The 15,151-nt window shown below is 35.6% G+C and carries 15 protein-coding genes; 4 read left to right on the forward strand and 11 right to left on the reverse strand.

The features are described 5' to 3' along the window. Positions 1 to 20: 20 nt before the first annotated feature. Entirely contained in the window at positions 21 to 398 is a 378-nt protein-coding gene (locus tag OXQ85_RS07230) for a helix-turn-helix domain-containing protein (protein WP_267403155.1), read from the forward strand. A gap of 207 nt (positions 399 to 605) precedes the next feature. Here OXQ85_RS07230 and OXQ85_RS07235 read toward each other — a convergent pair whose 3' ends face one another. Both OXQ85_RS07235 and OXQ85_RS07240 read right to left on the reverse strand, forming a co-directional pair. Next, entirely contained in the window at positions 606 to 1,793 is a 1,188-nt protein-coding gene (locus OXQ85_RS07235; protein ID WP_267403156.1) for an MFS transporter, read from the reverse strand. 181 nt (positions 1,794 to 1,974) lie between these two features. After that, entirely contained in the window at positions 1,975 to 2,715 is a 741-nt protein-coding gene (locus OXQ85_RS07240; RefSeq protein ID WP_267403157.1) for an SDR family oxidoreductase, read from the reverse strand. A gap of 229 nt (positions 2,716 to 2,944) precedes the next feature. Here OXQ85_RS07240 and OXQ85_RS07245 point away from each other — a divergent pair, with 229 nt between their 5' ends. Next, complete coding sequence (locus tag OXQ85_RS07245) at positions 2,945 to 3,451, forward strand: pyridoxamine 5'-phosphate oxidase family protein (RefSeq protein WP_267403158.1); 507 nt, start codon at positions 2,945 to 2,947, stop codon at positions 3,449 to 3,451. A 146-nt stretch (positions 3,452 to 3,597) separates the two neighbouring features. Then, entirely contained in the window at positions 3,598 to 4,425 is an 828-nt protein-coding gene (locus tag OXQ85_RS07250) for a GLPGLI family protein (protein ID WP_267403159.1), read from the forward strand. Positions 4,426 to 4,560: 135 nt separating this feature from the next. On the opposite strand, the gene OXQ85_RS07255 is transcribed toward OXQ85_RS07250, so the two are convergent. After that, positions 4,561 to 5,064: a GNAT family N-acetyltransferase gene (locus OXQ85_RS07255; protein WP_267403160.1), complete on the reverse strand. Its 504-nt coding sequence runs from the start codon at positions 5,062 to 5,064 to the stop codon at positions 4,561 to 4,563. 59 nt (positions 5,065 to 5,123) lie between these two features. Beyond that, positions 5,124 to 5,702, reverse strand: a complete 579-nt coding sequence (locus OXQ85_RS07260) for a Crp/Fnr family transcriptional regulator (protein WP_267403161.1) — start codon at positions 5,700 to 5,702, stop codon at positions 5,124 to 5,126. Positions 5,703 to 5,792: 90 nt separating this feature from the next. On the opposite strand from OXQ85_RS07260, the gene OXQ85_RS07265 reads away from it, so the two are divergent. Next, positions 5,793 to 6,482 carry an HAD family hydrolase gene (locus OXQ85_RS07265; RefSeq protein WP_267403162.1) on the forward strand — a complete coding sequence of 230 codons (690 nt, stop codon included), beginning with the start codon at positions 5,793 to 5,795 and terminating at the stop codon, positions 6,480 to 6,482. Between the two features lie 176 nt (positions 6,483 to 6,658). On the opposite strand, the gene OXQ85_RS07270 is transcribed toward OXQ85_RS07265, so the two are convergent. From OXQ85_RS07270 to OXQ85_RS07300, 7 genes are all read right to left on the reverse strand, one after another. After that, complete coding sequence (locus OXQ85_RS07270; RefSeq protein ID WP_267403163.1) at positions 6,659 to 9,061, reverse strand: prolyl oligopeptidase family serine peptidase; 2,403 nt, start codon at positions 9,059 to 9,061, stop codon at positions 6,659 to 6,661. A gap of 93 nt (positions 9,062 to 9,154) precedes the next feature. Then, positions 9,155 to 9,583 carry a DoxX family protein gene (locus OXQ85_RS07275; RefSeq protein WP_267403164.1) on the reverse strand — a complete coding sequence of 143 codons (429 nt, stop codon included), beginning with the start codon at positions 9,581 to 9,583 and terminating at the stop codon, positions 9,155 to 9,157. Positions 9,584 to 9,652: 69 nt separating this feature from the next. Then, a complete protein-coding gene (gene era / locus OXQ85_RS07280; RefSeq protein ID WP_267403165.1) occupies positions 9,653 to 10,528 on the reverse strand; it encodes a GTPase Era in 876 nt (291 codons plus the stop codon). A 162-nt stretch (positions 10,529 to 10,690) separates the two neighbouring features. Continuing rightward, a complete protein-coding gene (locus OXQ85_RS07285) occupies positions 10,691 to 11,527 on the reverse strand; it encodes a sugar phosphate isomerase/epimerase family protein (protein ID WP_267403166.1) in 837 nt (278 codons plus the stop codon). Positions 11,528 to 11,549: 22 nt separating this feature from the next. Continuing rightward, positions 11,550 to 12,953, reverse strand: a complete 1,404-nt coding sequence (locus OXQ85_RS07290; protein WP_267403167.1) for a carbohydrate porin — start codon at positions 12,951 to 12,953, stop codon at positions 11,550 to 11,552. 3 nt (positions 12,954 to 12,956) lie between these two features. Continuing rightward, complete coding sequence (gene fucP, locus OXQ85_RS07295) at positions 12,957 to 14,201, reverse strand: L-fucose:H+ symporter permease (protein ID WP_267403168.1); 1,245 nt, start codon at positions 14,199 to 14,201, stop codon at positions 12,957 to 12,959. Positions 14,202 to 14,226: 25 nt separating this feature from the next. After that, a complete protein-coding gene (locus tag OXQ85_RS07300) occupies positions 14,227 to 15,129 on the reverse strand; it encodes a carbohydrate kinase (protein ID WP_267403169.1) in 903 nt (300 codons plus the stop codon). Between the last annotated feature and the right edge of the window lie 22 nt (positions 15,130 to 15,151).

The raw sequence follows: 15,151 nt of genomic DNA on the forward strand, positions 1-15,151 counted from the left end.
TACGAACAAATTTGTAAGTAATGGGAAAAAGAAAGGAAAATTCGACAAATAGCATCAACGAACAATATATTATTGAATGTGATCTTACCTACGCGGTTTGCAAAATCGGAGGAAGATGGAAACTTCTGATTTTATGCAAATTGGAACACGGAAAATTACGTTTCAGTGAACTTAGAGACAGAATTACCGGCATTACAGAAAGGATGCTGACGCTTCAGCTTCGTGAGCTTGAAAAAGAAGGATTGGTAACGAGAACGGTTCATGCAGAAGTTCCGCCAAGAGTAGATTATGAAATGACGGAAATCGCTAAAGAATTGATCCCCATTTGGAAACAATTGAGCCAATGGGGAAATAAACATAAAGGTTTAATTCAGGAAGAAAATCTTGTTGAAAATTAATGAAATATTGAATTCTTAATGATGAAGCTATTTCCAGCTCTTCGCACTCGCTATTTTTATAGTTTCGGCGCGATGGCTTTGCCATCGCGCCGAAACTATAAAAATGAGCTCAAACAAATGCTTCGATCTGGGTTAGGGATGCAGTCATTTATATAAATATTTGTGAAATTTCCACAACATTTGTCATCCAGATTTCCACAAAAAATATTATTTAGCCGCGTTTACCTTTTTATTAAACAGCAAATGAGCAATTAATGCCAGAACACCCATCGTTGCACCTACAGTACAAACACCAGCCCATTGTGACTGTTGCCACGCCAAAGAAGCCGTCCATGTTCCCAATGAACCGCCAATGAAGTAAGAAACCATGTAAACCGTATTCAATCTGTTTACCGCATTCGATTTAATCATGAAATAATTGGTCTGGTTCATAATATGACTGGATTGAACGCCAAGATCTACCAGAATGACACCAACAATAAGTCCCCAATACGTTTCTCCAGCAAAATAAGTGAATGCCCAGCTTCCCAAAACAATCAGCAAAGAATAAAAAATAATGCGATTGATATCAAGATATTTTTGAAGCTTTCCCACTTTTGCCGCAGCCAAAGCACCTACTGCTCCCGCCAATCCGAAACTTCCTACCACCGAGGCTCCTGCATTGAAAGGCGGCTTTTCCATGTGAAAAACCAAAGTTGTGAACAAGGCACACATCGATCCAAAAGCCATCGCCCCACGGAACGAAGCCAATTGTAAAACAGGCTGTGTTCTTGCCAGGTTAGCTACAGATTGCATTAATTCTTTATAAGTTCCTTTGAAATTCGGCTGAATTTCAGGCAACATCTTATATACCGCAAACCAGACTAAAATCATGAGTCCGGCCGCAATTCCGAACATGGCTCTCCATCCCCAAAGTTCTCCGACAATTCCGCCGACGAAACGTGATAATAGAATTCCCAATAATAATCCAGACATCACCAAGCCTATATTACCGGATCTTTCTTCATCCGATGAAAGTTCTGCTGCAATTGGTACAAATAATTGAGGAATCACAGAAGTGGTTCCGATCAATAAACTGGCAACATACAGCATCCATAATTCTGTAGCAAAAGTCATCCATAATAAAGATCCAAAAACCAATAGTAAATCGATTAAGATTAATTTTTTACGTAAAAACTTATCGCCTAAAGGAACGATTAACAATAATCCGGCAGCATATCCCAACTGAGTTAAAACAGAAATTTTTCCTGCTGCACTTTCAGTGATATTTAAATCTTTTGAAATAAGTCCTAATAAAGGTTGATTGTAGTAATTATTAGCCACTACGAGTCCGGAAATAATTGACATTAGCCAAATAACCGTACGCGAAATACGGGAAGTAGAATCAATCTGCATGTACCTGAAAATTTAATTGAGTCACGAAATTACTGCAAAATATTAGGATTTTCAGATTAAGTTTATTTAAATCTCTTTTATTTGGCATTCAAACAATCTATCAGTAAACCCCGACAGTTTTACGAAAAAAGCAAAACTGACGGGGCTTATAGTTAAATATAAAATGAAACAAATTATTTCGTTATGCCATTCCGCCGTTTACACCGATGTTTTGAGCATTGATCCATTTGGCTTCATCACTTGCCAGAAAGACTACTACATTTGCAATATCATCCGTTTCTGCAATTCTTCCGAAAGGGTTTAGCGAAGCTAATCTGTCAATTGTTTCCTGCGATTTTCCGTTTAAAAACAATGCTGTTGCCGTAGGACCAGGAGAAACAGAATTTACATTAATTCCTCTGTGACCGATTTCTTTTGAAAAAACTCTAGTAAGTTGCTCAACAGCAGATTTTGTAGCAACGTATGTTGCATAGCCCGGAAGCATTAATCTATTCACCGAAGTCGAAAAATTAATGATACTTCCATTATCTGCTAATTTTGTAGAAGCCTCACGAAGGGTATTGAAAACACCTTTTACATTGATATTAAAATGACGATCAAATTCCTCATCCGTAGTTTCCTGAATAGTTTTAGTGATCATAATTCCAGCATTATTTACCAGAACATCTATCCTTCCAAAATGCTGAATAGATTGATCAAAAAGGTTTTTCACATCTTCAGCCTTACTTACATCTGCCTGAACTGCAATGGCTTCACTGCCTTTATTTTTTATTTCTTCAACCACATTATCGGCATCTGCTTTACTTCCTGAATAATTTACAATTAATTTAGCGCCTGCTTCCGCCAATTTTTTTGCTACTTCAGCACCGATACCTTTAGAAGCGCCTGTTACAAGAATTACTTTGTTTGATAAATTGTTCATATATTGTGTATTTTAAGTTACATAGCAAAGGTAGAATAACTTTCAATTTTAAGTGTTGTAAATTCTAAATCATTATTTGCAAAATTCAAATCACGTTCGCTCTCTTTATCAATAGTAAATATTTTTTTAACACTTTAAAATTTTCATTTGGTAACATATTTGAATAATAACTAGAAATCAAAATTGATTTTAAATAAATTTTACATCAAATCACTTAAAATACAATATTATGTCAACAGAAAATCTTAATCACATTGAAGCGATTCAAAAAATCAAAGAACTTTCAGAAAAAGCTAAAATCTGTATGTTTTGTACAGAGTTAGATACGCTTCCTATCAATTCTCGCCCAATGGGTTTACAGGAAACCGATGATGAAGGAAATCTTTGGTTTATCAGCAGCGAAGCCAGCAACAAAAATTTTGAAATAAAAGAAGACAAAAGAGTTCAGTTATTCTTTATGAACAACAGCAATTCTCAATATCTTTCTATATATGGTGAAGCCTCGATTTACAAAGATAAATCTACCATCGAAGACAAATGGTCGCCCATGGCGAATGCGTGGTTCGACGGAAAAGATGATCCCAATGTTTCAATAATCCGTGTACAACCTAAAGACACATATTACTGGGATACCAAAGCAGGAAAATTGGTAAGTCTATTTACTTTTGTTGCTGCAGCGATTACCGGAAAAGAAACGGATAATTCTGATGGTGTGGAAGGAAACGCCAATGTTTAAAAAGTTTATTTATTATTTTATCGGAGGCGGTCTATTTTTATATTATAGATCGCTTCTTTATTTATCAATTCTTTCAAAGCGCCCATCAAATAAGAATATTTTCTATCTTTGCTTTCCTTAAAAACTATAAAATCAGAAACTAAAGAATGAGAAAAATAATGCTTCTGCTGGGTTTATGTATTGCCTCTTTTTACCAATCACAAACCAACAGATTCACATATGAGTTACAATACAGAAGAGATGCTTCTGAAGAATATCGAAAAGATTTAATGAATCTCGATATCAATCCAGAATCTGTAAAATTTTATGATAAAAAATTCGCGGAGTACGATTCTGTCAACAAAAGTCTTCAAGAAGCAGTTTCCAGATACAGTACAAAGACCGATCAGGTGCTTAGCCGCAAACTAAATTCTTCAAAAAACAATCAGTATCGTGATTTCTTTGAATATTTTGTTATAAAATCCGATGATGATATTAAATGGAATTTATCTTCTGAAACTCAGGAATACAATGGTTACAAACTACAAAAAGCGACTGCTGATTTTGGCGGCAGAAGCTGGATCGCCTGGTTCTCGAATGATATTAACATCAAAGAAGGTCCTTACAAATTCCGCGGACTTCCAGGATTGATCTTTCTTGTAGAGGATACCGACAAAAACTTCATTTACAAGCTCATCAACAACACAAAACTTCCTCAGACTTACGACACTTCTAATTTTGTTGAAACTCATTATGGGAAACCCGCTTTAGCGACTACTCATGCTAAATTCAATACTTTTATAGAAGATTTTTATGCCAATCCCACCAAAGATTTGGCTGAAGGGATAAAAAAAGGAGATAAACCATCTTTTAAAAATGAAACCATAGAAAGTATTGCGGAGCTTAATCGCAAAAAAGGAATGCTTCAGAAAGCAATTAAAAACAGATATATCTATATAGAAAAGGACAAAGCTCCAATATTTAAGGATAAATAACAGATAAAGGCTTATAAAGATCTACAATAAAAAGATCCGTTTGAAAATATACTTTCAGACGGATCTTTTTGAGTTACTTACTTTAAGGGAGAGTGAGTGTATTTAAAAATCATTTTGTAGAATGATTCTTTTCACTTAATCAATTCTCTTTCCTAAAATTTTCAATGTTCGTTCTACTCCATCAAGAACGGCCACATTTGGAAGTATTCCCCAATCTTCGAATCCAAAATATTGGAAAAGTTTTATACTTGGTTCGTTATGAAGAAATATAAAACCTAATAAAGTTTTTACCCCGAATTTTCCGGCATGATCTATACAATATTGCAAGGTCTTTTTACCGTAGCCTTTTCCTCTGAAATTTTCATCCATATAAATGCTGATTTCCACCGTTCCATCATAAGCTGGTCTGCCATAAAAAGACGAAAAGCTCACCCATCCCACCATATTTTTTTCAGGATCTTCGATTACCCAAAGTGGTCTTTTTTCAGGATTATGCTCACTAAACCATTGTTGTCTGCTTTCCACAGAAACCTCTTCGGTATCTGCCGTTACCATTCTAGATTCTATGGTAGAATTGTAGATTTCAACGATTCTTCTCAGATCTTCTGATTTTGCATTCCTGAATGTAAGTTCTTCCATTTTTTATGACAGCATATTTCTGCAAAGATACATGAAGATTTTCGTTCTATATAAACGAATTATTCAGCTTCTTCATTTTCTTTAAGCTCCTTCAGGGCACGATTCAAACTTCTCACCGTAATTCCAAGATAAGCTGCCATATCTTCTTTTGAAATTTCCATTTCTTTGGATTTCACTTCCAAAAGTTGAGACAAAGTATGCTCTGTAGTATGCAATTGCTGATAAGATGCTCTGCTTGAAGTATTAACGATACGTTCAGCAAAAACATCAAGCAACAAATTATTGAGAGTAAGATCACTTTTAATCAAAGACCGGAAATAAGGAATCGTCATAGAATATACTATGACCTCAGTAATCGCCTCAATGCTGCAAAGACACGAAACATTCTTCAACATCTCAATTTCGCCAATGATCTCTCCTTTTCCCAAGAATTCTACGATATATTCTTTATCATTTTCTTCAACGAAAAAGCATTTGGTAATTCCGCTCTTTACGAGCATTATTTTTGTTGAAACTTCATTCTGTGTGAGCAGTTTCTCTCCTTTCTCATAAGACTTTAAAACAATATTATCTTTATGCTGCTGATTCGTAAAAAGTGAATCTAAATAATCTAAAAATGGCTGATTGGTTCTTAACATAATTTTATCCGGGACAAATGTCCTTTCGCGGGTTATTATTTATTCTGAATTTTGTCGGCAGAAAAATACAAAAACTAAAGTGAATATAATATGAATAATTCAATTACTACGATTGCTTTTGATGCCGATGATACACTTTGGATCAATGAGCCTTATTTTCACGAAGCGGAACAACAATTTTGTAGTTTGCTGGAAGATTATTTGCCGCAACATTCTGTTTCTCAAGAGTTATTTAAAACTGAAATGCAAAATCTTGAATTGTATGGCTATGGCGTAAAAGGATTTATGTTGTGCATGGTAGAAACGGTTTGTCGCGTTTCTAACAATATGGCATCGCTGAACCTCATCAATAAAACTATTGAAATCGGTCATGAGTTGCTGCAAAAACCAATCGAATTGTTAGACGGCGTCCATGAAACACTGGAAAATTTAAAAGGAAAATACAGATTAATTGTTGCGACAAAAGGCGACTTACTGGATCAGGAACGTAAATTAAAAAACTCCGGATTACAGGATTATTTTCATCATATCGAGATCATGAGTGATAAAAAAGAAAGCGATTATCGAAAACTGCTGAAACATTTGGATTGCCAACCTGAAAATTTTTTGATGTTGGGAAATTCTATTAAATCTGATATTTTACCTGTCTTAGAAATTGGCGGATTTGCTGCGCATATTCCTTACCATGTCACTTGGAGCCACGAGCAATATGAAAAGAATCTGGAGCATAAACGTTTTATGGAGTTTAAAAGTATTAAGGATGTTTTGGAGTATGTGTAGTTTAAATTTTAAGTTCTTATTAATAAATAGATAAAGTTTGTCATTCCGCAGGAATCTAAGCATCATAATTCATGTAGAGATTCTTTCAGAATGACAAACTTTTGGTGATTAGTTCTAATTGCAAATAAAATATCTTCATAAAAAAACTCGTTCTTATGGAACGAGTTTTTACTATTTTATTTCTTCAAACATTTTTCTAAGAACTGATCCTGTTCCCAAAGCAAATGCAGGATATTTTCTTTTGCTGCATATCCGTGAGCTTCTTTTGGTAAAAGTACCATTTTAACAGGAGCTCCAAGGTTTTTCAATGCCTGGAAATATCTTTCCGTCTGCAATGTAAATGTTCCCGGATTATTGTCTGCATCACCGTGCACCAATAACATTGGGGTTTTCATTTTGTCGGCATTCATAAACGGAGACATCGTATTGTAGATTTCCGGAACATCCCAGTAATTTCTCTGCTCGCTCTGGAATCCAAATGGCGTCAATGTTCTGTTGTAAGCACCACTTCTTGCAATTCCGCACGCGTAGTCTTTAGAATGTGTTAAAAGGTTAGCCGTCATAAACGCACCATACGAGTGACCTCCCACCGCAACTTTGGTTCTATCTATATATCCTAATTGATCTACCGCATCAATAGCCGCTCTTCCGTTGGCCACCAGCTGCGTAATGAAAGTATCATTCGGCTCTGTTTTTCCTTCCCCGATGATTGGGAAAGAAGCATCATCAAGCACTGCATACCCTTTCGTCGTCCAGTACACAAATGATCCGTAATACGGGAATGTGAAGTCATTCGGATTTTGGGTGTTCTGTCCTGCGGTATTTTTATCTTTATATTCTGTAGGATACGCCCAAATTAGCAAAGGAAGTTTTTCTTTCTTCGCTTTTCTGTCATAGTTTGCCGGAAGATAAAGAGTGCCTGTTAAAGTAACTCCGTCATTTCTTTTATACGTGATTACTTCTTTGTATACATCTTTGATGCTTTCAAAAGGGTTGGCAAAATTGGTAACGGCTTCGGCTTTATTAGATTTAATACTTTTCTTGAAATAGTTTGGATACTGACTTGCCGATTGTTGTGTCGTTAAGATCTCCCCTTTTGATGGGTTTAAAATATCAATAATCTCCTCTTTGGTGTTTTTTACATTTGAAGTATATAGTCTTTTTTTCTTCAACGTTTTCATATCCATTTCATCGATGAAAGGATGCTGACCGTCTTTTGTGAAACCATCACCGATAAGATAAGATTTTCCACCTTTGATATCTACCACATATCTTCCGTATTGGTTTTTAGTAGTATTAAAATTTCCCGGATCGCTGTAAACATCCTGATAATTTCTGTCATCAATTACTTTTGATTCATTATTATTCAGATCAATCAGGAAAGATTTTATATTTCTTGTATCGTACCAACTTTCTGAAACAATCGCGTAATGATCATTCGTCCAGCTTACATCGCCATATCTTTGTTTTGTTTTAAAGAATGATTTCGGAGCATTATTGAATGGTGCTTCCCAAGTGAAAATCTCATCTCTGAAATCTGCCGTTTTAGACTGATCTCCACCATCTAATGCTTCAGCATATACTAATGTTGAAGGTGCATCGCTTCTCCATCCCATATCTCTTTTCCCTTGTCTTACAGAAGAGAACCCTTTAGGCATAATTTCGTTCAGCGGAACTTCATTTACCACTTTTACCACATTTCCATTAGCATCGTAAACGGTAGTCGTCATCGGGAATCTGTACAAAGGAACGATGTATGAAAACGGCTTCTTAATCGTTGTTGCCATTAGGTAATTCCCGTCTGGAGAAAAGCTTACACTTGAATACAAGTCCTTATCTTTTACTTTCGTTAAACCTCCGTTAAAATCAACTTTATAAATATCAGAAGACGTAAGAATTTCAAAATTCTTTTCATCCTGAGGATTCTTCAGCAAATCCTGATAGGTTCTGTTTTGCGAAACTTTTCCGTCAGCCGTTGAAACAATTGGACCCGTTGGCAAATCTTTACTTGCATCGATCAATGCTTCTCTGTTTTGCGGAAGTGTTTTAATTAAAAAGCTTTGAGAATCTTTATACCAAACATAAGGAACTCCTAAATTGGCATTCAGATTATCTGCTGTCACTTTTTTAGCGGTTGCCGTCTCCAGATCTACGATCCAAAGTTCTACCCCTTTGCTTGTGGTATTGGTAAAGGCAAGCTTTTTCTCATCCGGAGAGAATGAAGTGTACGTGATTTTAGGGTTTGCAGGTAAATTTTTCACCTGAACTTCATTTTTGTCACTCATTTTTCTAATCTTCAGATTATTCAAATAAGTAACCGTGCTTGAAATATTGGTTACAGGGTTGATCCTTAAACCTCCCAACTTCATTTCCTGCTGGCTAAGATCCTCCAACGTTTTGTAGGTGGGACGGTAGGTAAACACGATCCAGTCTTTTTTACTGTTCATCAGAACGCTTGGCGGTCTTTCATAATCTGCTAATTTTAAAATCTCGGCAGATGGCTTTTGATAAGCAATATTTTCTTGTGCGTCATAAAAATTAAGAAACGCAAGAAGGCAAATAGTCAGCTTTATCTTCATAATATTTCATTTTTTACGAAAATAAGCATTTTCTGTGCATAAAAAAAGAGACTGTTTGTAACAGCCTCTTTTGTATGGTTAAATTTTAATTTCTTACCAGTCGTTTGCTCTTTTACGCTTCTCGATCATATAATCTACGGAGATTTTCCCTGCTCCGAAGGTCATTAGCAATAAATACACCGATAAATAAATTAAACTTAATTCTCTTTTTTCAAAAGGATCTGCGCCATGAACTACAAATCCGGCGATCACCATTGTAAAGATTAGGAAACCTAAAGCAACTCTTGAAAATAATCCTAAAATAAGGAATATCGAACAAACAAATTCACCAAAAATCGTTAAAATCAACGTAATTTTCGGACCTAAACCCAAGAAATCGAAAAACTGAATTTGTCCATCATTAAACAACATCTGCAGTTTAGAAAACCCGTGTGAAATCATCGCATACCCAATAAATAATCTTACAATAAATAAAATGATATCTATATAAATCGGGTTGGATTTTGAATTTGAATAGTTCATTTCGTGTATAATTTAAATTTAAAGATAATAAAAATCTTTTAATACAACGATGAATATTGACTTTTTAGTCTATCTGTATCCGAAATTCTTCAAATCTCTGTCATTTTTTCGCCAGTCTTTTTTCACTTTTACAAATAAGTTTAAGTGAATTTTTTTGGCAAAAAACTTTTCAAGATCTATTCTTGATTCTGTTCCTACTTTCTTGATAGCTTCTCCTTTATGACCGATCAAAATACCTTTCTGGGTATCTCTTTCTACATAAATAATAGAATCGATGAAAATAATTCCTTCCTTTTCTTTGAACTGTTCTGTTACAACCTCTACTGAATAAGGGATTTCTTTATCATAGTTTAAAAGGATTTTTTCGCGAATCGCTTCATTTACGAAAAATCTTTCAGGCTTATCCGTATACATATCTTTATCATAATATGCTGGACTTTCCGGCAATAAAGATTTCAGTTTTGGCAAAATGATTTCTGTATTGAAAGCGTTTAACGCAGAAATAGGAAGAATTTCCGCCTTTGGAATTCTGTTGTGCCAATCGTTGACCAATTTTTCCAATCCTTCCTGATTCGTTTGATCTACTTTATTCAATAATAATAAAACCGGTACCGGAATTTTATTCAGCTTGTCAATTAAAAATTCTGAAGGTTCCGCCTTATCGGTAACATCTACAATAAAAAGAAAAACGTCTGCATCCTGCAAAGAATCCTTCACAAAATCCATCATTTTTTCCTGCAAGCCGTACTTCGGATCCAATACTCCCGGAGTATCCGAAAATACGATCTGAAGGTCTTCTTCATTATAAATTCCAAAAATTCTGTGTCTTGTTGTTTGCGCCTTTTGGGTAACAATCGCCAACTTCTCTCCCATCAACTGGTTAAGAAGTGTAGATTTTCCCGCATTCGGCTTTCCAACTATATTTACAAATCCTGCTTTATGCATAAAAACTATTTTACGAAATGCAAAGTTACTAAAACAAAATCGGTCTTTCCTGCTTAAACCGAAAACTTATCAAGAAACATTTATTTTTAACCTCAAAAAGTGAAGTTATTTTAAAAGAAAAGCCTCCCGAAAAGATTCGAAAGGCTTCAGAATATAATAAAGTTAGAAATAATTCTTCATAAATTGTAAACTTTTTATGGCCAGTTCTTCGGCTTCGTATGGAGATTTCTGCCAAAGTGAAACCATCTGCTGCATTCCGGGAATTGATGATGAAAAGTTTTCCAAAACTAAGTTTCCTTCAAAATCGATTTCTTTTAAAGCTTTAAACAATTCATTCCAATTTACGGTTCCTTCGCCCAGCATTCCACGGTGTGATTCTGTGATGTGAATATGCTTTAATTTTTTACCTGCAGCAATAATTGGATCATAAAAATTATTCTCCTCAATATTCATGTGGAAAGTATCTAAATGAACAAACAAATTATCTTTTCCGGTTTTTGAAATTAAATCTAAAACATTTTGAGCCGTATTACAGACATAACTTTCATATCTGTTGATGGGTTCAATCGCTATATTTACTCCTTTTTCTTTCGCATAATCTGCGACATTGCTCCAGACTTCCACAATAACTTCCGCTTCATTTTCCGTTAAAGGATTTCCTGAAAAAGCTCCGATTCCGCCATGCAGAACCCCTCCCAACAAATTTGTTTCAAGCTGAGATGTTTTATCAATCGCTTGTTTAATTAAATTTTCAGCAACCTTCGGATAAAAGGCAATATGCGCTTCTTTTGGTAAGTTTAAAGAACAAACGACCTCTAAATGGTTTGCATTCAATTGCTTTTTAACTTCCATAGAATTAAAATCCATTGATGTCGGAAGAAGAATTTCAATAAGATCAAATCCTGATTGTGCTGTTTTCTCAATGGCATATTTTCCCGCTTCAGGTGTCCAGACAGGCGTAATCCACGAAAGAAGTGATGTCCCAAATTTTATATTCATTGTAAATTTTAGTTGTATTTAATTAAAATATCCACCATTCCGTTCTCACTCCTAAATACGTTCCGAATCTTTTAGCGCCAGATTGCTGTAGAAATGGAGAATAAAGTGAATTCATTGCCTGATCATTATATCTTGATAGTTCGGCAATAAACCTGATGTGTGGCCTTGCCCAAACGCTTCTTTCTGCTGTAGGAACAATTGTGGGTGCCAACACCAGTTTCATCATCGATGCCGGATCTTGTATTCCGTCTTTTCGAATTGCATAGTGTAATTCTGATAAAATATGAAACCAATTATTGAAATAATACGTTGCCCTTACACCGGTATTAAACTCAGATTTTTTATTGAAAATATCTCTTTTATAATAATCAACGGCTTTATTATTACTGTCGGAACCTCCTTTACTTTGTGTATAAACGGCATACGCATTTAATGACCATCTGTTTGAAAGATTTAACAAAATATGTTCAACCGCTGTTAAGGAATATGCACCGTTGTATTTTCCTGTTTGTTCATCCGGTGCTCCATAAGTTCTCCAAGTTTGGGTATTTCCGGCATCTCCACCATTGGCAATCCCGCTTCCATAACGTAATGAAATCTGATTGAAAGATCCTGGAAGTTTCGTTTTCAAACCTGTATTCAATTTGGCACCCAATACCCAACCACGATCAGCAGGATATTGCTCTACAGAATTTTTGCCGGATTTATCAACGGTATGAAATTCTGCTAAAAATTTCAAAGCATTATTTTTAAAAGGAATCGTATGTTCTAATACAAAAACTTCCCGTTGTCTGTAAATTAAATTCTTTGCCCCACTGATGATATTTGTATAAGAATAAGGCGTAGAATTGCTTGCAGCAGTATCTATAACAGCAGGAAAAAACATGGAAAATCTTGTATTTTTATGCCTAACTCCCCAACCTGTCGCCGAGTGATCATCAAAATAAAAATAATCTGCAATATGCACATCATCATATCTCAACCATCGAGATCCTGCCCAAACATCCCAATCGCTTCCCATAATATTTCTTGCTTCCACAAAGGCTTCCGGCAAAGCGATAATCATCCCTCGGTTAGATTTTGTATCTACATTTCCTAGAAAAGTACCTCCCGAATAAAAGCTCAATCTTGCCTGCATATCAATCTTTGTACTTTTCGTACTGTCACCACCCACCACGGGCGTAAAATGAAAAGCGGGTAAAAAATCTACATAATCCCCCTGATCCATCCTTCCTCCCAAAGATCCCTGATTATCGAGATTCAATTGCCTACCTGTACGCCCGTCTGCGTTGGGAGAATACCCAACACCAATTCTGCCTGTTGTTCCGAATGAAAATTTCTTATTCGTAATCTGGATTTGGGCATAGCTCACCTGGCTGATTAGAATAAATATCCAAAAACAGCCTTTCAGAACTTTATTTTTCATTGCTTATTTGGAAGTTTTAGGTTTATAGAACTTTAAGGCAAATAAAACGATAATTACATAACAGATAATTGGCAACAGATAAGAATGAGCCACATCTTTTTCAGCAATTACTCCCATGATCGGTGTGAAAAATGCCCCACCAAACATCGCCATTACCAAGAATGAAGAAGCCTGTGCCACTTTTCCGCCTAACTTTTTCAATCCTAAACTGAAAATTGTAGGATACATTACACTTAAGAAAAGGTTTAGCAAAATCAAACTGATGAATGAAACCCAACCGAAGCTTTGTGAAATAATTAAACAAAGAACAATATTACATGCTGTAAAAATCGCTAATACTTTATTAGGAGCAATATATTTCATTAAAAGCGTTCCGATAAATCTTCCGATCATCATCATCGCCATACTCAACGAGAAATAATATGAAGCCTCTGTTTCCTGGAAATGCATCTTTTCAACTCCGTAATTAATGAAAAATGCCCACGTTCCTCCTTGCGCTGCTACATTGAAAAACTGTGCAACCACAGCCCATACAAAATGTTTCTGTTTCCAAAGTGGCGCGCTAGAATCAACTGCTGTTTCATGATTTTCACCAGCGGCGTGTTCAGCCAATTCAATTTCTTCGGCATGGGGATCTTTTAATTCAGGAACTTTGATAAAGAAAAAAATGATGGCTAAAACCAAGACAATCACCCCAATCCAAGTATACAAACTTTTAACAGAATCTAAAGAACTGTCTTCGCCAGAACCTCCAAAAATGAAGATTCCGCCCAACAAAGGCCCCATAATAGCACCTAAACCATTGAAAGATTGAGCAAAATTTACCCTTTGATCACTTGTTCTCTCATCTCCCAACGCCGCAACAAAAGGATGCGCTACCGTTTCCAAAGTTGCCATTCCTAAAGCTAGGATGAATAAAGCAACTCTAAAAAATGTAAAAGATGAATTATCTGCCGCAGGAACAAATAAAAATGCTCCGCTGGCAAATAGAACCAGTCCTAAAATAACTCCTTTTTTGTACCCGAATTTTTTCATAAAAAGTCCGGCAGGGATTCCCATCAGGGCATATGCTCCAAAAATAGAAAGCTGCACGAGCCCCGATTTTGCTTTAGAAATATGTAAAACATTTTGAAAATGCTTGTTCAAAACATCTCCCATCGTTAAAGCAATTGCCCAAAAAAAGAACAATGAAGTAACGAAAGATAAAACAATGATATACTTCTTTTCTGTAAACTTCGCTGAATTCATTATATTTTTCTAAGTTATTTTAAGTTTAAATAAAATTTTTCGATTTGAAAACTTCAAATTCTTTTCGGTCATAATCCGGACACGCACCTGCTTTTGAAGTTATAAAAGCTCCCAAAGAAATAGCTTCTGTCATGATTTCTTCAGCATTTTTATTCTGAATTCTTTTAGAGATAAAACCTGAAAGAAAAGCATCGCCACTACCCACTGTATCTACAACCGTGATAGGAACTGCCGTGAATCCGTAGTTATGATTTTCCACAAAATATCTCGCGCCCTTACTCCCTTTGGTCAATACGATTTCTCTGATTCCGAAATGATTTTGAATATACGCCGCACTTTCGTCCTCGCTTTTATATTCTTCGCTCAAAAACTGCATGATCTGCTTCATTTCAGCCTTATTCATTTTCACGATATCCGCTTTATGAAGAAGCTCTTTAATCAAATCGATATCGATGAATGGTGGTCGGAAATTCACATCAAATATTTTCAGTTTGGCGAATTCTAATAATTTGAAAAGAGTTTGCTTCGTCTTTTCATTTCTTGCCGATAAACTACCGAAAACAAAAGCCTCCGCGTTGGAAATAAGTTCTTCATGCTCAGGCAAAAATTCGATATAATCCCAAGCTACATGATTTACAATATCATAAGTTGCTTCATTATGCTCATCGATTTTCGCAATAACGGTGCTTGTAGGATGCTTATCATCAATCTGGATATAATCTGTAGTAATTCCCCACCCTTTTATCTGTTCCAACAATTTTTCGCCTAATTCATCATTCCCGATTCTGCTGAGCATTTTAACATCGGTTCCGGACTTGTAAATATTATATGCAGCATTGAAAGGCGCACCTCCCGCTTTTGAACCCTGTGGAAAAATATCCCAAAGAACTTCACCAAAACTTACTACATAAGGATTTTCATTTATCATAGGTTAAACGTTTAATTAATTA

Source organism: Chryseobacterium sp. GM_Chr_2 (assembly GCF_026540445.1).
In the GTDB taxonomy this organism is placed as follows: domain Bacteria; phylum Bacteroidota; class Bacteroidia; order Flavobacteriales; family Weeksellaceae; genus Chryseobacterium.